At 62.8% G+C, this 17,337-nt stretch carries 17 protein-coding genes and 2 pseudogenes; 3 read left to right on the plus strand and 16 right to left on the minus strand.

What is annotated here, in order from left to right:
* Positions 1 to 291 precede the first annotated feature (291 nt).
* The 4 genes and pseudogenes from H8B02_RS48895 to H8B02_RS12850 all read right to left on the minus strand — a co-directional run.
* Positions 292 to 409: pseudogene (locus tag H8B02_RS48895) on the minus strand (SOS response-associated peptidase); the annotation flags it as partial.
* Between the two features lie 679 nt (positions 410 to 1,088).
* Positions 1,089 to 1,238: a hypothetical protein gene (locus H8B02_RS12840; protein WP_229166574.1), complete on the minus strand. Its 150-nt coding sequence runs from the start codon at positions 1,236 to 1,238 to the stop codon at positions 1,089 to 1,091.
* The gene (locus H8B02_RS12845) at positions 1,235 to 1,441 is read right to left on the minus strand and encodes a hypothetical protein (RefSeq protein ID WP_229166575.1); all 207 of its coding nucleotides are present in this window, start codon (positions 1,439 to 1,441) and stop codon (positions 1,235 to 1,237) included. The genes H8B02_RS12840 and H8B02_RS12845 overlap by 4 nt, the downstream gene beginning before the upstream one ends.
* A gap of 168 nt (positions 1,442 to 1,609) precedes the next feature.
* Positions 1,610 to 1,807 (minus strand): hypothetical protein, encoded by a 198-nt coding sequence (locus H8B02_RS12850; protein WP_229166576.1) that lies wholly within the window; start codon positions 1,805 to 1,807, stop codon positions 1,610 to 1,612.
* Between the two features lie 73 nt (positions 1,808 to 1,880).
* On the opposite strand from H8B02_RS12850, the gene H8B02_RS12855 reads away from it, so the two are divergent.
* The gene (locus tag H8B02_RS12855; RefSeq protein WP_229166577.1) at positions 1,881 to 2,171 is read left to right on the plus strand and encodes a hypothetical protein; all 291 of its coding nucleotides are present in this window, start codon (positions 1,881 to 1,883) and stop codon (positions 2,169 to 2,171) included.
* A 321-nt stretch (positions 2,172 to 2,492) separates the two neighbouring features.
* Here the strand turns inward: H8B02_RS12855 and H8B02_RS12860 are convergent.
* Positions 2,493 to 2,754 (minus strand): annotated as a pseudogene (locus H8B02_RS12860) (hypothetical protein); the annotation flags it as partial.
* Between the two features lie 1,524 nt (positions 2,755 to 4,278).
* Positions 4,279 to 4,749, minus strand: coding sequence for a hypothetical protein (locus tag H8B02_RS12865; protein WP_229166578.1), 471 nt, complete (start codon positions 4,747 to 4,749; stop codon positions 4,279 to 4,281).
* Positions 4,750 to 5,301: 552 nt separating this feature from the next.
* Here H8B02_RS12865 and H8B02_RS12870 point away from each other — a divergent pair.
* Both H8B02_RS12870 and H8B02_RS12875 read left to right on the plus strand, forming a co-directional pair.
* Positions 5,302 to 5,682 (plus strand): hypothetical protein, encoded by a 381-nt coding sequence (locus tag H8B02_RS12870; protein WP_229166579.1) that lies wholly within the window; start codon positions 5,302 to 5,304, stop codon positions 5,680 to 5,682.
* A 1-nt stretch (position 5,683) separates the two neighbouring features.
* Complete coding sequence (locus H8B02_RS12875) at positions 5,684 to 6,631, plus strand: UDP-glucuronic acid decarboxylase family protein (protein ID WP_229166580.1); 948 nt, start codon at positions 5,684 to 5,686, stop codon at positions 6,629 to 6,631.
* 39 nt (positions 6,632 to 6,670) lie between these two features.
* On the opposite strand, the gene gspM is transcribed toward H8B02_RS12875, so the two are convergent.
* From gspM to H8B02_RS12925, 10 genes are all read right to left on the minus strand, one after another.
* Positions 6,671 to 7,243, minus strand: a complete 573-nt coding sequence (gene gspM / locus H8B02_RS12880) for a type II secretion system protein GspM (protein WP_229166581.1) — start codon at positions 7,241 to 7,243, stop codon at positions 6,671 to 6,673.
* Between the two features lie 3 nt (positions 7,244 to 7,246).
* Positions 7,247 to 8,296: a PilN domain-containing protein gene (locus H8B02_RS12885; protein WP_229166582.1), complete on the minus strand. Its 1,050-nt coding sequence runs from the start codon at positions 8,294 to 8,296 to the stop codon at positions 7,247 to 7,249.
* Positions 8,296 to 9,231, minus strand: coding sequence for a type II secretion system minor pseudopilin (locus H8B02_RS12890; protein WP_229166583.1), 936 nt, complete (start codon positions 9,229 to 9,231; stop codon positions 8,296 to 8,298). The genes H8B02_RS12885 and H8B02_RS12890 overlap by 1 nt, the downstream gene beginning before the upstream one ends.
* A complete protein-coding gene (locus H8B02_RS12895) occupies positions 9,228 to 9,965 on the minus strand; it encodes a PulJ/GspJ family protein (RefSeq protein WP_229166584.1) in 738 nt (245 codons plus the stop codon). Before H8B02_RS12895 ends, H8B02_RS12890 begins: the two co-directional genes overlap by 4 nt.
* Positions 9,962 to 10,462, minus strand: coding sequence for a prepilin-type N-terminal cleavage/methylation domain-containing protein (locus tag H8B02_RS12900; protein ID WP_312000861.1), 501 nt, complete (start codon positions 10,460 to 10,462; stop codon positions 9,962 to 9,964). Before H8B02_RS12900 ends, H8B02_RS12895 begins: the two co-directional genes overlap by 4 nt.
* Positions 10,401 to 10,850: a prepilin-type N-terminal cleavage/methylation domain-containing protein gene (locus tag H8B02_RS12905; protein ID WP_229166586.1), complete on the minus strand. Its 450-nt coding sequence runs from the start codon at positions 10,848 to 10,850 to the stop codon at positions 10,401 to 10,403. Before H8B02_RS12905 ends, H8B02_RS12900 begins: the two co-directional genes overlap by 62 nt.
* Positions 10,851 to 10,859: 9 nt before the next feature.
* Positions 10,860 to 12,065, minus strand: a complete 1,206-nt coding sequence (locus tag H8B02_RS12910) for a type II secretion system F family protein (RefSeq protein ID WP_229166587.1) — start codon at positions 12,063 to 12,065, stop codon at positions 10,860 to 10,862.
* Between the two features lie 7 nt (positions 12,066 to 12,072).
* A complete protein-coding gene (locus tag H8B02_RS12915; RefSeq protein WP_229166588.1) occupies positions 12,073 to 13,788 on the minus strand; it encodes a GspE/PulE family protein in 1,716 nt (571 codons plus the stop codon).
* Positions 13,789 to 13,966: 178 nt separating this feature from the next.
* Entirely contained in the window at positions 13,967 to 14,599 is a 633-nt protein-coding gene (locus H8B02_RS12920; protein WP_229166589.1) for an RNA polymerase sigma factor, read from the minus strand.
* A 239-nt stretch (positions 14,600 to 14,838) separates the two neighbouring features.
* On the minus strand, positions 14,839 to 17,310 hold the full coding sequence (locus H8B02_RS12925) for a tetratricopeptide repeat protein (RefSeq protein WP_229166590.1): 2,472 nt from the start codon (positions 17,308 to 17,310) through the stop codon (positions 14,839 to 14,841).
* Positions 17,311 to 17,337 lie beyond the last annotated feature (27 nt).

Consider the following 17,337-nt stretch of genomic DNA (forward strand, 5'->3'; position numbering starts at 1 on the left):
CGTGACGCGATTGCGAACCCTTGCTTGATCGCGGTTTGAAGAACAGTCTTTAGAGCAAGATCATTCGTCGTCAGGAGCGCCAAAACCGGCGACCGGCCGCCTATCGAAGCCAGTCATAGGCTCTGCAGCAGAGTGGCGTTGAAGCGTACGCCGTTCGAACTAGCGTCGACGACGCCCCAAAAGTGCTCCGATCAGAAACTAGGTAGGATCTCAAGAGGGGCTTTACGAGTTGCCACGCTGACACGATCGCTCCAAGTCGGACGCGCTCGATCCTCCGATCGTCACTGGCATCGCAGAGTAATCAGGGAAGGCGCCCGGCGTGGCGCCAGATTGCTAACGTACCGGTTGACACCAGAAACAGGTTCAGGATCGCGGCTTGGTTGGTCGTGATGCTGTACAGGTTACACATCGTCGCTCAACGGCTTTCCCGCTTTTTCGTCAAGTGCTTTGTCGACTGCGGGCGGCCTTCGGCCATTGCATCGACGGCATCGACAACTCGTCGACGCGCCTTCCGATCTTTGATCGAGCGATATGCTCGCAGCCGCCGGAATATTCTGCGGTGTCTCGGGCGAGCTGTTCCTTCGACAAAATAAAGCCCTGAGACTCAACGCTGGATGCATGCCGTCGAGTGGCGGCTCCATCGATAGTACTGGCCGCAAGGCGGCGTGGGCCTTGAGGTGGCGGGACATTCATTGCGGACGGGTCGAGCTTCTTGCCAACCATCACGCACGCACGAACCAAACACCGTAGTCGCGGCAATTGAATGTCTCGATAGACGACATTTGGGAAAGTCGTAACGTCGAAGATAGAGGCTTGCCGCCGCTACGCCTCCAAAGCCCCGGCAGCCCCAGCTCACTCCTGAGCTGGGGCTCGACATGTCCCATAAACGTAGCGTTAGTTGCCTTCGCCGTCGGCCTAGGCACGCTTATGTTGGGATGAGGTGAGGTCTCGGCTCTTTGTCCGGGTTGTCGAAACGTCCGCAGATGCTTGGCGTCGGATCAAAAATCCTATGCAGCCGACGATCACTAGCAGTGTCCCAGCGATCAATGCGGCAATTGTAATGACAGCAACAAGTCATTTGCCATCTTTTACTCCAGGACGTCGTACTCAAATGCCACGCCCTCGGGGTCGTTGTCTTCGAACCATTTCTCAGCGGCCTCGATTGTCGCGAAGACCTTGATGTGATCCTCGTCGCCGACATGTCTGACCGCGTCCGTGTAGATCCAAACAGTTTTCATCGCATCAGCTCGAAGAGTTCTTTGACCTCGCTCAACCGCAACTTGGTGCCGACCGGCATATGCTCGAGCAGCTTATGCCTGGTGCCGACGGCGATCCGGTCGCGCCGGCTGCCGTCCTGCTCGGCGTGATACGCTTGCAGGTCCGCGGCAAACTGGCGCGCGAATTCTGACGGGATATCGACAGGCCTTCGCGCGATGGGCATGGCCTAAAGCTAACGCACAACAACGCCGCCAAGCTTAAAATACTCGCTGGCGGCGCTGGTCTAGCCCCGGGAAGGATATGCAAAATCCCGACATGCAGGAGTCAGCACAAGGCGTGCCATGGTTCATGTCTCAAACGGATTACCACCGTCGGAGTATACGGAGACAGCTTATGCGAACAAATGATCTTGCACGGGTTTTTCCCCACGACTCATAAATTTCAACATCTCGATCGCGGATCGCTCTTCCGATAAGCGCCGTTCAATGAAGTGTATCTCGACGTCGCTAAGTTTGGTGCGCAGCAAGCCTTGGTAACGCTCAATGTTTTGCTCGTGCACGCGCAACATTGCAGTCTTTCGGTTTTCCATGTACGCCCCCTGTGTCTTGGAGGTGCTTTCGCGCCGGTACCGTGATCACTTGCATGTAAGAATCGACGCCACGATGACCGTCACCTCGCGGCGACCGTCAAGTTCGGAATATGTGTACATCGGGGATTTTCACGACAACAGTAATGCAGTCGACAGAGGCTCCCCAAATAAATTGTTGCAGCGCTATTCTTTTGCAAAAGGCTGCCAACTGAGGTGGCAGGAGAAGTTCAGAATGCAGCCTCTTGCCGAAACCCGGCCTGAAACCGACGGGGTCTGGAAAGATGGTGCGAGGTGGGATACGTCCGAATGTCGCTCCAAGGACGACCCGCATGACAGCGCGATGAAGCAAACTCTCGCTTGGTGATTTGCTAGGCAACAAGCCGCCGTTTAGAGCAGCTCCGTGTGGTTCCGAAATGGAGGTCAATCGATTTCGCTTCGCGTATGGCGCTCTACCGTGCTTGTCGGTCTTGGCCTGACTTATGCTTCGAGATAGCCGACACGGAGGGAGCGGAATGAGGCGGGACCTTTTGGCTATCTGCGGCGGAATACTCGCGACTGGCGCTATCGCTTGGACCTTTTGGGGCAATCCGGTGAACGTGCCGCGTATGCACGGCCTCCAGACGATGGCGGCGGATCAAGACTTGAGATTCGTCTCCCAGCGAAGTCCATATATGCGGGACGAGCGTTAGAGCCGCGATCGCTCTCCCGGCCACCAGCTCGACGCCGGGTGCGTGGCGGAAATCCTGCTCGTTCGCAATGCCACTAGGTAGCTGCGCTTGAACGGATGGCCTTGCCGTACGAGCATTCCTTGCATCGCACGTAGCGCTCGAGCTCGTGATCGGCGTCCACTTGGACGCCGCACGATATCCAGTGCGACCGTCTGATGGGTCTCGCAGCCGAGGCACTTCATTTCGAGGCAGTGATAGCCGCTTTAAGGCGTCCCCGAGTGCAGATAAGGCCTACTGCGCATCGTGGCTGTGGATATAGACGCCTAAGTTTGGCCGAAATGGCACGCATACTGAGCGGGCCATCTAAGGGGCAATCCGCGTGATGGTGAGCCTTGGTGATGTCGTCGTCGCCAAGGCTCTCACGACTCATCAATGGGTGTGGATCGCGTCGTAAGCGTGGGCGCCAAAGATGACGGTGCTTACAAACAGCAAACCGATGATCGCGATTTCCATCATGACACTTCCCCTTGTCATTTTGGGGAGGTGATACCAGCCAAGTGTTTCCGGTCGGTTTCGCCAGTTGGTGAAAATGGTTTCGTTGGCCGGACGCGTCGCTGAGGGCCGGCAATTGGCTGTGCCGGGCCTTGGAAGGCGAGCATCCTATCGGAAACTGATCCCCGCTGGGCATCCAGCACAGCTTCAAGAACCGTGAGGGAAAAGCCGTGGAGCGGGCTGGCGATGCCAGCCTGGCCCGGTGGCGACTTATCCGCAGCGATCGAGCACCCAGGTGAGCGGCGAGATGTTCTTGAGAGTAGGCATCGTCGAACTCACGCGACGGGTCAGGCACGAGCGAACTCCCTTGTCTTTATTTATCTTTCCGTTCGCTATTTGCGTTGGGGGCGCAGAAGCTGCGGGCAGGTAATGGGAGGACCTGCATTTTACAATCCGGCTGTAACCTTTTGATGTATATGGCCGCCCCGAGAGGGGTTTTTACAGCTAAGTATCCGCGATAAACTACAAAGGAGCTGCCTCTTAATCAGCGGCTTTGTCGGAGCATCTCCAACCGAAGAGTGCGCGACGATTAAGATTTGCCATCGCTCAAGTCGGTCTAGCACCGTCGAGCAGATTGGGATTAGGCTGAAGCAATCGCTGACGAGCCGCAGCCCAAGAGATGATTCAACGTAGGAACTTCGCTGACGACCACTTCACGGCGCACGCGGGATTACAACGTCTGCGATTGCCGGCCGCGGCGGCCCCAAGAGGATCATCTATTGGGCTGTCGCCAACAGCGCAGAATCCCGGAATCATTGTCTCGCGCCGGTATCGGCCTGCCAATCTCCCCGCCGTCATTCTGAATTGCCTGCTAACCTATTGATCCGTCTGTGGTCGAATTTCATCCGGAGTTCAGAACGTACGTTGATTTCGCTGAGCATCCCGGCTGATTTTGATTCCGCCATTCGGAGGTTCGATCCCTCCCGCCCCAGCCATCCAATGTGCGGCAGCTAAGTATCTGAAAAAGCAGGTGTATAGGCCGAAACTGGCCGGCTTCCGTGCGCTGGCATCCGTCTCCGTTACGTCGACGGCATCCGGGGCGAAAGCATTGAAAGTCTCTCGCCCGTCGCTGCAAGTTCCCGTTTTGGCGGCGAATCCGGGGGAGGCCGATTCGATCGCGGCTGCCAGCCAAGACGGTCGTCCTGGTTGACCGTCTTCGGCCAGGAAAGCGCGGCGCGGCCGGCCAGGGTGAGATCCGGTTGCCGCGGCTACCGCTCCGCGGTCAGCGGCGCGAAGCGCGAACGCCAGACCTCAGGCATTTTCTGCGTCGCGAATAACCTCGAACGGCAGGGAGGGGACGTCATATTCGAAGATGTCCAGCTTCCAGATGTGGTGGTCATCTGTGCCGCCGGCCGGCGCAAATCCGAGCTTCTTGTACAGGTCGCGCACCAACCCGTTCCTGGCGGTGGGGAGATAGCTTCCCTCGAGTGTATCAACGCCATTCAAACGGCAATGGCGGACAAGTTCGGCAATGATGGCTTCCTCAACCCGCCGCCCGAGGACCCGGCAGCTCATCAACCAGGTGTCGATGTCGTAGCTCGTGTCTTTCTTGCGCGCAATCACGACACCGATGACCCCGTTGTCACCAAAGCGGTCGCGAAGCCTGATCTGGAAGGTCAGGCAATCGGGCGAACGCGACATGGTCTCGACTTCGGAATGCGTGTAGCGCCGCGTCGTCAGATTGAACTGATTGGTCTTGTTGCCGCGCTCAACTGGGCTCACGGCAGTGTTTCCCAAGGCAGGGGCGCCGTATCGAGATCGGCAAGGACGAAGCCGAGCTCGATATTGAATTGGGGCGGAACCTGCAATTCACGGGCAGATCATCTCTGTCTCCTGCCAATACCGTCACCGATCCACAAGCTTGCGAAGCGATGCCGGAGCTTTTGGCGCAAGAGCGATAGTTGCCGATATCGTTTTGGCGAGGAGCTTTCCGCCGTGTTGACCTGCGAAAAATTTTGCGGGTTAGGGTCACCTGAATCGTCGCAGTTCACCGAGAGCTCTCGCGTTGCGCGACGTGGTGTCAGCTCACCTCGTGCACCGTAGCAAACGCAAGCTCTGCAGGATGGCCCGCCGCGAACGCTCGGCACTGCGCAGGCATTCACGCATCGCATTGCGGACGAGACAATTACAACGGGAAACGCCATAAAACTGCAATGGCGCGATGCTATCCTTCATTGCCTGCCACGCGGCAGCTGCAATCAAATGTCCGCAGTGCGTTCGCCTCACATGCATCGCTCATCTTATCAACGGCTCGTTGTGACGGCGATGGCGGCGATGCTCTCGTCTGCTGCGGACGCGGCTGAATTCACCATCGTCAACGCCTCGAACACGCCGCTGCAGCACCTCTACATTTCGCCGTGCGGGGCAGGGCAATGGGGGCCGGATCAGTTTACCGGGGCGTTGCCGCCTTCGCGATTTCACACGGTCTCGCGCATCGAGCCGGGCTGTTACGATATCCAATTCGTGGTTGCTCCCTGGAATAGCTGTGTCCTTGCCGGCGCGTCGCTTCGCCGCAACGAAGTCTGGAAGATCACGCAGTGGACGGTGTTCGGCTCGCAGAGCGGCGATTGCTCGCATGTCGCGGGCTATGTTCCCGCGGCTCGGCGTGCGTGGGTCTGGCAACCGGCTTCAAGCTCCGACATGAAGAGAGAGTGACGTGGCAAAGGTGCTGGTGACCGGCGGAGCCGGATTTCTAGGTTCGCATCTGTGCGAGCGGCTGATCGGGCAGGGCCACGATGTGCTCTGCGTCGACAACTACTTTACCGGCAGCAGGGCCAACATCGCGCATCTGGTCGGCAGTCCCCGCTTCGAGGTCATGCGCCACGATGTGACGTTCCCGCTCTATGTCGAAGTCGACCAGATCTACAATCTGGCGTGCCCCGCTTCGCCGATCCATTACCAGTTCGATCCGGTGCAGACGACCAAGACCAGCGTCCACGGCGCCATCAACATGCTCGGACTTGCCAAGCGCGTGAAGGCCAAGATCCTCCAGGCCTCGACCTCGGAGGTCTATGGCGATCCGGAAATCCATCCGCAGGTCGAATCCTACTGGGGACACGTTAATCCGATCGGGCTGCGCTCCTGCTATGACGAAGGCAAGCGCTGTGCCGAGACGCTGTTCTTGGACTATTGGCGCCAGCACGGTCTGCGGATCAAGGTCGTGCGGATATTCAACACTTATGGCCCCCGCATGCATCCGAACGACGGGCGCGTGGTGTCGAACTTCATCGTCCAGGCGCTCGGCGGCAACGACATCACCATCTACGGAGATGGCCGGCAGACCCGCAGCTTCTGCTACGTCGACGATCTGATCGAGGCGATGATCCGGACCATGAACACGCCCAACGATTTCACCGGGCCGATCAACATCGGCAATCCCAGGGAGTTCACCATCCGCGAGCTGGCCGAGCAGGTCATTGCAATGACCGGATCAAGAAGCAGGCTGGTGTTCGCGCCGCTGCCGTCCGATGATCCTCGTCAGAGGCAGCCGGACATTTCGCTGGCGCGCGCTGTGCTGGGCTGGGAGCCGACCATTGATCTCGGCCGTGGCCTCGAGCGTACGATCGATTACTTCCGGAGCCAGTTGAGAGCAGCGGCCGAATAGCATCCTTTGAGTTGGCCCCCCTTGAACGGTTGCGATCGATCAGGCTGTCCGGCGGCGCCAGAAAGCGTGCACCGTCAGAGCGACCTTCAAGACCGGATCGCCGGCAGTTCGCTCGGTTGATCCCCCCGGCTGCACCAGCAATGCGTCGACGAACACATAGGGCGCGCCGCTTTCAAGCCGGTAGAGCAACGTCTGCAATGCCGCCAGCGTGGCATTGAGGGAGATCTGGAGCCTGATGGCGTCGTTCTTGTCGTCGCGATCAGCGGGAATCCCGGACGAGACCAGCACCGCGTGCTGGTTCAGCACCAGTTCGGACAGATAAGCCTGGAGCTGCGCGGTGGCGAGGCCGCTGGTCGGCGCATCGAGGAAAGCCGCCGCCGGCGCAGCGAGGCGTTGGGTCTGTGTACGCTTGTTGGCGACCGGCCGCGAACGCAGCTCAAGCGCCGCCAATTCGTCGCGCTGTTCGGCGAGGTGCTGCAGGGCACTGGAGCGTGCCTGCAGTGCGCCCGCAGTCGCGATCGCGCAGATCAGCAGCAGCGCGCAGAATCCGCCGGCCGCGAGAACTTGCTCGCGGTTGATGTCGAAGTTGAGGTTCAGCGTCGCCTTCAGCACGAATCACTCTCCATCGATCCTGACATGCGGCTCGACGCGTGCCTCGATGTGAAACACGAAGCGAGCGCCGTCGGCATTGCGCGTCGTCGGGGCAAAGAAATGCACGTCCTTGAAATGTCCGGAGCGCTCGAGCGGCGCGATCAGCGACGGTGCGTCGCCGGCGAGGCCCACGATGCGCAGCGTCGAGCCGTCCATATTCAGTTCCGTCAGATAGGACGTGTCGGGGAGGGCGCGCGACAGTGCTTCGACGACGACTACCGCGACCGGCGATGTCTCCTTCAGGGCGCGAGCCCGTTCAGCCGGCGCCAGCGAGGCGATCGCCTCTTTCGACGAACTGCCCTTGATCTGGCGCTGCAGCGTCGCAAGGCGCGATCCGATCTCGTCGCTCTCGCTGTCCGCGGATGCCGCGCTCTTGAAGGCCCAGACGTTGACCACCAGCGTCAGGCAGACCGCTCCGACCATCAGGCCGACGACCATTCGGCGCGTCCGCGAAAGATTTCTGTCGGACGCCTCAGCGAGGCGGGACCACAGCGTGACCGTTCCGTCGCCGCTGCCCTTGCCCGCGACGACCCGGTCGACCCGCAGGCCCAGCGCGCCGAACTGGCCGCACGCGTCATCGAGTGTCGCGCGCGAGGTGGCGAGGATCTGCACATTGAGGATATTTGCATCCGCGCTGGTTGCTACATTGAAGCCGAAGGCGGCCTGGTTCGCCCGCCACGGAAATAGCCGCTCGATCTGATTGCGCACGATGCCGGCCAGTAAGTCTCGCGCCTGCGCCGGAACATTCATCGCGCGCGAAACGATGTCGGAGGAAGGAAGCTCGAGAATGACGAAGGATTTCTGTGCGGCGCGGATGATCTCATCCGTTAGCGCATTGCCCACAACCCCCGCCGCGAACGTCGATCTCGCCGATTTCGTTGCGTCTTCAACGACCCAGTCGCTGCCGACCCTGGTCACCTTCAACCAGTGCCTGGCGCGGCGCCGCTCCTGCCAGCCGAGCCACAGGCGGGCGAGGATGTCGATCCAGCGCCGCATGATCAATTCGATGTTCATCAGTGCGCCTCCAGCGATGCGACGACGCCTGTCCTTGCGAACCGCGATATCGGTGTCCAGGCCAGAACCCGATACGGTTGCTTGTCGTCCGGGAGCAGCACGATGAGCACCCTGGCTGCGGCGGTGTATCCGCCGGTCGTGCCGGCGACGAGGTCCACCGCGACCACATGCGTCTGCGGAACCTTCAGGTATTTCTGCGCCGGTCCGAGCAGGAAGGAGAGCCGCTCGGGATCAACGAACGGCGAGCTCCGCATGTCGAGGAAGGCATCAAGATGCTCCGCATCGAACGACGGCAAGGCCCGCAGCACCGCGACCGGCGCGGTGAGCGGATTGACGCCGTCGCTGCCGAAGACGGTGATCAGGGGCGCCATCGCTGCCATCCATTGCGGCTGCATGCCGGGGATATCAGCGATCTGCCCGATGTCGGTGAACGGCGCGGGCGCTGCCGCCGGCTGGTCAGGTGTACCGGGTGCCGGTGGCTTCGCCGCATCGCTCGGCCGCGGCTGCGCATCGTTCGGTCGCGCTTGCCCTGCGATGTCGCGCAGCGCGACGATCCGTTGCGCGACGATGCCGGCATCGTCATCCTCGGCACCGACATAGCGGAGCAGTGAGGCGAGCAGTTCGACCGGTGCCTTTCCGATGTCGATGCGGCCGCCCTCATCGCTGATGGTGAGCTGAACGGATCCGGTCGCGAACGTCAGCGTGGTGGTGCGCTCGGCGGGCGGGGCGTCTCGCAGCGCCGCAACAATACCGGCGGCGGCCTCGAGCCCCGCGGTCAGGAGTCCGTCGGCTTGCACACGCTCCCGGTCGATCCGAACGATGCCGGCGAGGCTGCGAAACGTCGTCGACGTCGCCATGGCGAGGGCGGCGCACAGCGCGATCGCCCAGAGCACGGCGAGCAGGACCATGCCGCGTTGGGTGAGACGCCCGCTCATCGGCGCGCTCCTGGCGGCGGGTCCTTGGCCGGCATCTCCTTCGGCGACGCGGACTTGCCGGTGACGCAGTCGGCGTTGGCTCCGGGCTGGGCGCAGCCGATCGGCGCGTCGGCGCGCAGCGTGAACTGAACGCCAGGCAACAGATCGGCCCCGCTGGCGCGGTCTCGAACGGTCAGCCGCACGAGGCGCGGCAACAGCGGCTGCCCGATCCATGTCGTGCTCCAGGACAAGGTGCCATCCGGGCCAGAACTTCCGAATGCAAACGCGATGTCGACCTGACCTTCGATCACACCGACGGGGTCCTGCAGCGCGACGCTCGCAAACGGCGTGCGTTGTCCTTGCCATCGAGCACGGCGCCGGACCAGATGGTTGACGCCATCAGTCTCCTCGACCTGCAGGCTGACCACTTCCTCACCCCGACCGCCGCCCGCACTGCTTCCGGTGACGAACGTCATCTGGTTCGCATCGCCGTTGAAGGCGGCCGTCGCGTCCGCGCCGTCACCCTGTTTCACTTGCCGGGCGGCCCCGATGTCCGCCGCGAGGCGGTCGACCGCGAGCAGCAACTGATCCGTCTTTCCCGCTAGACCCGTCCTGCGGTCGAAATTCAGCGCAACGTTGTTGATCAGAACAGCGGTTGCGGCAATCACCGCGGACCCGATCGCAAGCGCGGCCAGCACCTCGATCAGCGTGAAGCCGGACGCCGCACGGAGCCCCCTTCGAAGCGCTACGCTCATTCGTCGGCTCCCAATCCGAGCCGCAGCGTATCCGCGCTGACCATCTGTCCGGGCGCCCACGACACTGTCGCAACGAGATGATATGCGATCCAGTTCGGGCGTTTGGTGCCGGGCTCCTCCTTCTTGTCCGGTGCGGCTGCGGCCGGCGCATCCCGCCGCACGGCCATGGCATCGACGAACATGGGCTCCGATGTGACCGACCAGCGCAGACCGGCGGTCTCGCCGTCACGCGTTCCATTGGCGAGAATCGAACGGTCGACCGCCGAATCCAGGATCGTGCGCAACATGACCTGTGCCGCAATGCGGCCGTCGATCTTGTCCGCAATCCGGCGCGCATAAAACAGATGCGGGCCGAGCACCGACACGAACGCCAGCAGCAGCGCCAATGCCACCAGCGCCTCGATCAAGGTGAACCCCGCACATGCCGAACGAGGTTCAGGGCAGATCGACCGCAACGCGGCCATTATACCAGTTGACGTCCACCTCATAGCGCACATTCTCCCACGAGAATTTCAGCACCGATCCGGTCGAAGCGCCGTCCGGCTCGAACCGCACGACCGCCTGTCGTCCCGACCAGAGCTCGTTCACGCCGATCACATCGACCCGGACGTCGCGAGGGATCGCAATCGTGCCGGCCTGCCCGACGATCGTCCGCGCATTTCCGTCGAGCGACACGCGGCGGCTTTGCCCGGTGAGAATTGCCGCAAGCCGCTCGCGTCGCAGCAGGGCTGCGGTCTGCAGCGTCAACGCCTTCAGGCTGGCGCGCCCGGTGCCCGGAACCATCGTCACCACCAGCGATGCCAACATCGCGATGATCAGCATCACCGCCATCATCTCGATCAGGGTGGAGCCCGCCGTCGGGCCGGTGATCGTCGCGTGCGTCATCAGCCATCCCTACATCGCAAGCTCGGTGATGCTGAGCAGTGCACTCATGATCGATACCACCAGCGTTCCGATACCGATGCTGACTGCGATGATGGTGATCGGTCCGATCGCACCCATCAGCCGATCGAGGCCGATGGCGAGCCGCTGCTCATAGAGATCGGCGGCGTGCTGCGCGATGGCCGAGAGGTCTCCGGTCTCGTCACCGACCCGGAGCATGCGGACTGCAAGCGGCGGCACCAGGTCGCTCTCGGCCAGCGCCTCGATGAAACGGCGGCCGTTGCGCACCTGCTCGTGCACCTTATCGACGGCCGCCGCGTAGCGGGGCTCGGTCATGATATCGCGCAGGATCTTCAGCGCGGTCGGCAATGCGACCCCGTTCTCAACCAGCAGCCCGAGCGTACCGATGAAGCGGGCGGTTCGACGATCGTGCATCGGGCCGGAGATGCCGGGAATGGTCGCGAGCACCGACATCAGCGATGCGCGCGCGGCCGGCTGGCGCAGGATCAGCCAACCCAGCACCAGCACTGCGCCGCAGCCGCCAAGGAACATGTCGAGATGGGCGCGCAGCCAGGTGGACATCGTGAGCGCAAAGGCCGCGCCGGAATTGAGACGTCCGCGCAGCTCGCTGAATACCGACTCGAACTGCGGCACGACATAGAGCAGGAAGAAAAACAGGATGACGAGTGCCGATCCGACCAGGAACATGGGATAGCGAATCGCCGACGAGATCCGTTGCGACAAATGCTCGCGCCGCGTCCGGTCCTCGACGATCGCCCGCAGCACCACTTCCAGCTTGCCGGAGGCTTCGCCGGCGCGCACCATCGCGATGTAGATGTGCTCGATGATCTGGTTGTGGCGCTCGAGTGCCTCGGCGAAGCCGTCGCCGCCGGAGACTGCGGAGCGCAGCCCGGCGGCAAAGCGGGCCACCGCCTTGTTGGTGTCTTCCTCAAGCGTCTGGAGCGCAGCTTCCAGCGTCAGTCCGGAGCGAAGCAGCAGCGCCAGCAGACGAAGGAACGTGGTCAGCTCGCGTTGCCGCGGCAGGCTCCCGCTCGAAACGCTGGCGCGCAGCGCGCTGCGGCCTGCGATCTCGGCCTCGACCGGCAGGTGGCCGAGATACTCGATCCGCCGCAGCACCTCCTCGCGCGAAGGCGCGTCAACGTCGCCGAGAATAATCTCGCCGGCCTTGGTCAATGCGCGGTAGCGGTAGTGCGGCATGACCGTCCTACAGGCTCATGGTCAGACGGAAGATCTCATCGAGCGTGGTCTGCCCGGCGCGCAGTTTTGCGACACCGTCCTCCGTCATCGACGTCATGCCGGCGCGCCGGGCCACGGCTTCCAGCTCGGAGGCATCGGTTTTCGGGCCGATCGACCGTCGCAGCATCGCGCCGATCTCCATGATCTCGAACACGCCCTTGCGTCCGCGGAAGCCTGTGTTGCTGCACCAATCGCAGCCCTTGGGCCGGCAGACCACCTCGCCAGCCTCGATGCCAAGCGCCGCATAGCGTTCGTCCGCCGCGATATCCGCCGCCGACAAGGTGTGATGTTGCTTGCAGTGATCGCACAGGATCCGGACCAGCCGCTGCGCGACGATCACCCGCGCGCACGATGCCAGCAGGAAGCTCTCGATTCCCATGTCGATCAGGCGCGTCACGGCGCCCGCGGCGGTGTTGGTGTGCAGCGTGGTCAGCACCAGATGGCCGGTCAGCGCGGCGTGGACGCCGATATGGGCGGTCTCGGCATCGCGCATCTCGCCAACCATGATGACGTCGGGGTCGAGCCGCATGAAGGAGCGCAGCGCGGATGCGAACGTGAGCCCGATGCCTGGATGCACCTGGGTCTGGGTGATACCCGGGATCTGATACTCGACGGGGTCCTCGATGGTCAGGATCTTGCGGGTGGGTTCATTGATCACGGCAAGCGATGCCGCGAGCGTCGTCGTCTTGCCGGACCCGGTCGGGCCGGTGACGATGACCATTCCGTATGGTGCAAGCAACGCCTTGCGGAGAACCGCCTCGTGCTGCGCGCTGAGCCCGATCTGGTCGAGCGAGACCAGGCCGGCTCCCTTGCGCAACAGTCGAATGACGGCGCATTCGCCGTGCATCGTCGGCATGGTGGCAACCCGCAGGTCGATCTCGTTGCCGCCGACCAGGATGTGGGCGCGCCCATCCTGCGCCAACCGGCGCTCGGTGATATTGAGGCCGGCCATGATCTTGAGGCGTGACAGGATGCCCTTGGCCATCGCCATCGGCGGTGCCGGCACGTTCTTCAGCATGCCGTCGATGCGCAGGCGAACCTGCAGTGTATTGCCGGTCGGCTCGATGTGCAGATCGGTCGCTCGCTGCTCGACCGCCAGGCGGAGCAGGTCGTCAAGCGCTCGCACGACCGGCGCACCGCGCGCGAGGTCGCGCAAATTGTCGAGATCGTCCTCGCCGCCGGCCGTCCCGGGCTGCGGGGCGTCGCTTGTTTGATCGGGCTCGAGCCGTAGCGACAATGCGGCTTCCAGATCGTCGGCGGTCGCTGCCGCAAGCGCGACTGGCCGGCGCAGCATCAGTTCGACCGCGCGCAACGTTTCATCGTCAATCGGGGAGGCCAGTGCGAGACGTAACGTGCCGGCCGCGCCCTCGTAGGGAAACAGGCGCTCTTCCTTGAGGAACCGGGTCGACATCTCGCCGCCGGCAAAGCGCCCGTCGACCAGATCGTCGCGACGAACCCGGTCGCATCGGTAAAAGCTGGCCAGCTCGTCGGCCAGCGCGGATGGCGTCAGCTTGCTGACGGCGCTCCAGTCGACATGGCCAGCCGACCCGTCAGCATGACGCGGGCGACCAGCTGCTTCGTCCTTCTGGCCGTCGCGCAATGCGCCCTTGCCGGCGAGATACGTCATGAAGTCGATCGGCGGTGCGGCCGGTGTCGCAGGCGCATCGCTCTCATGCGCTAGCATCGCGCAACTCCGATTGAACCGGCCTGCACAGCTGGTCGACTATGCCGCGCGGCTGCTGGCCACGTGATCGTCGCGCTGAGCGTTGCCGAACGTGGTGAAGACATTGCACCTCAAGCGCCGGACGCGATGTGGCCACCTCGGCACGACGGACGATATGGATTTGTCTTGCCATCGCGCGTCACCTGCTGCCGCCCAGGGGCAATCGCCGGTCGAGCACCGTATCGCCGTCGCCGGCTGAATGCAGCGCCGCGCGCTCCCGCTCGGTGAATGAAATTCGGCGCCGAAACGCAGCCCGTGGCATGTGCGCGTTCCGATCGATGCACACTGCGCAATGCACCAGCGCATGCTTGATCTCGACCTGCACCGTGCGCACGCTGATGCCGAACCGTTTTGCCACTTGTTGCAACGGTACTTCTTCAACACATATCGCCATGAAGATCTCCCGGCGACGGGTCGGTAGCTCCTGGATGGCGCGCCGCAGCGCACCGATCTCGGATCGCGCCTCGATGATGCGGTCCGGGCCGGGAGTATCGTCCGGTAGATCGAACAGCGCATCCGCTTGCGGCACCGTGCGACGGCGCCGTTCGGCAACGCGCCGATTGCTGATGGCGCTCATCGCCACGCGGAACAGATATGCAGGCAAATCGCGAACGGGTCCGATGCCGTCTGCCTTGCTCAAGCGCAGAAACGTATCCTGCAAGGCCTCGTCGGCGAGATCGGCCGACCCGGTCCGGCGCGTCAAACGTTGTTTGAGATCGTCGTAGCTTGTGACGAGGAGCGCGAGCAACGCCGTTCGATTGGTGTCGCTCATTGCAGGGGCCCCATCCCCAACCGCGGCAATCGTCACATTTCAAGTCGGTCGCGACACTTCTATCTGTGGTTGGTGACATGGAAATGAAACCACAACGAGTGCTCACGTCGCGACATGCCGTGCCACAGTCGATGATGCAGAATTGATTTGTGTCCAGTGTGATTGCGCATTCCCCAGGTCTATCGCAGACATCGGCTGCGAAGCGGGCAACAACGCGATCACCGGCAACGCAACGCATGTCACGATAGTCCGCTGATGACAGTGTTTCTCTGCGCCGTAAGTGTCCGTTCAATTCCGTGCAGGGCCGCCGCACTTCCGGCATCGATCGCCAGCGCCTCATGGAAACTTGCCGATGCGTCATCGGGTCGTTCGAGCATGAGATAGACGTCGGCAAGTGCGCAATGGGCGGTTACGCGGCGCGGATCGAGTGCAACTGCGTGTTTCAAGCTGATTTCGGCGCCCTGCGAATTGCCGCGTGCGGCGCATGCGCGCCCAAGCGCTTCGTAGAATTCCGAAGATTGCTGCTGATTGATCTTCGTCGCTGCCAGGAAATGCAGCATGGCGTTGTCGAGATCGCCAAGTTCGCACAATGCCAGTGCATATTGCGCGTGCAGTGTGTCACTGCCGGGGGCGAGTTCCAGCGCCTTGCGGTAGTGCTGATGAAGCTGGCGCTTCACCATATCGGCATGCATGCCGCTCGCCTGCTCATCACGGCCAAGTTTCCGCAGCGCATTTGCGTATGCCGCGTGAGCGTCGACGCTCGTTGGCGCAAGCTCGACCGCCTTGCGGTATTGAGCAACCGCTTGTTCCGTCCTGTACGTCGCGATCAGCACGTCGGCGAGCGCGATGCGCGCCGGCGCTAGATTGGGCGCCGCCGCCACCGCGGTCTGCAACAGCGTGTACGCGCGCTCATGATGGCCGAAGCCGAGCTCGATCGCGCCGAGATTGCACAGTGTGTTGACGTGTCCGGGGTCGAGGGAAAGGACATGCTCGAATAGTTTTGCCGCGCGATCCAGTTTCCCTGCACGATGCTGGCGGCACGCCTCGACGAACAGGGCATCGCATACCAGCGCGTCGCCCTCGTCATGGGGCACCGTCATCTTGAGCGCAGAGCTCGTGATCGGGTCCGCGATCGGTTCCGCCGGCAACTCGGACCCGGCCCCGGCGAGGGACCTGAGTTCACTGTTCAGCCGTCCGATCACTTCAGCCCAATCGCCCGGTCTTGTTTGCCGGAATAGCCGGGCCTGTGGATACCACGGGGTATCGTTGCGATCCCGGAGCCACCGCCAATCGCTGCCGTTGGCGAGCAGGATCCAGACCGGCTTGCCCATCGCGCCGGCCAGATGCGCGATGGCACTGTCGATCGAGATGACGAGGTCGAGATTGCCGATGATCGCGGCCGCGTCGGCGAAGGATGCCACATCGATCTGCGCACCGGTATCGAGGATGCGATCGTCGAAGTCGGCGAGCTGCTCACGCCCGCGGCCGATCTGCAGGCTGACAAATCGTGCGCCCGGACAGTCGAGCAGGGGGCGTAGCAGATCGAGTCGGATCGAGCGGCGCTGATCATTGAGATGACCGGGATTGCCTTGCCACACCAGGCCGACAGACATGCCGTGGCCGGGATTGTCGCCAAGGCGCTCACGAAGGCGCTCGCGCCATCGCGTGACCAGATCCGGATCGGGGGTGACATAGGGAGTTGCCGCCGGAACCGTGTCGATCCGGGTATCGAAGATTAGCGGCAAGGACAGCAGCGGCAGGTGGACGTCGAATGCCGGCGCCGCGGTCGCGTCGCTGACGACATCATCGACGCCGGCGACGGTTTGCATCAACGACAGCAACACTGGCGGCGTCCGCAGGATCACGCGGCCACCCCGCGCTTTCACCATCGGCGCGTAGCGCACGAACTGAAGGGTGTCGCCAAAGCCTTGCTCGGATTGCAGCAGGATGGTCCTGCCGGCAAGATACTCACCCTGCCAGCGTGGCCGGTCGGTCGAGATCAGATGCCTGTTGACACGCGGATCCGACAGCCGCCCTTCATATTCCGCCCAGGCCGCCGACCAGTTGCCGACGCCGAACAGGCAGACCGCGAGCGCGGTGCGCAGCTCTGTGCGGGTGGGATATCGTTCCAGCGCGTCGTGCAGCAACGCGATGCCCGCGTCGTGCCGGTTGGTGTCGCTGAGCAGCCATCCGAAATCGACGATCGCATCGATGTAATCGGGGGCGCCCGCGATCAGGTCGCGGAACACGTCGTCGGCGAAATCGCTCAGCTCGAGCATCGCCAGTGCGCGGGCGAGGCCGAGCTGCGCCGCTGCATTGTCCGGCCGCAGCGTCAGCGCGGCGGTGTAGGCGGCCAGCGCCTGCGGGTACTGGCGGCTCTTCAGCAGCAGGACGCCGAGATTGCCATGCGCCTCGCCGTCGGCGGGATTGAGCCTGACCGCTTCCTCGATCAGCTGCAGCGCGCGCTCGTCCGCGTCCCGCTGCAGCGCGATCACGCCGCGGATATGCAGGACGTGTGACCGCACCTCGGGTTCCTGCTCCATGGTCTCGAGCAGCAGATCGGCGCTGTCCAGCTGGCCGTCACGAAACAGCGCGATGGCGCGGTCCATGACAGTCTGGATGAATTCCGCGCGCCGCTCGGACGAGGCCTGATTGAGCATCGCCAGCCCTGCACGCATCGTCTGCGCTTCGCTGAACCCTGCTTTCGACATCGACGCACCCTTTGACTCTCGACCTGC

This window comes from Bradyrhizobium altum (assembly GCF_020889705.1).
Taxonomy (GTDB): Bacteria; Pseudomonadota; Alphaproteobacteria; order Rhizobiales; family Xanthobacteraceae; genus Bradyrhizobium; species Bradyrhizobium altum.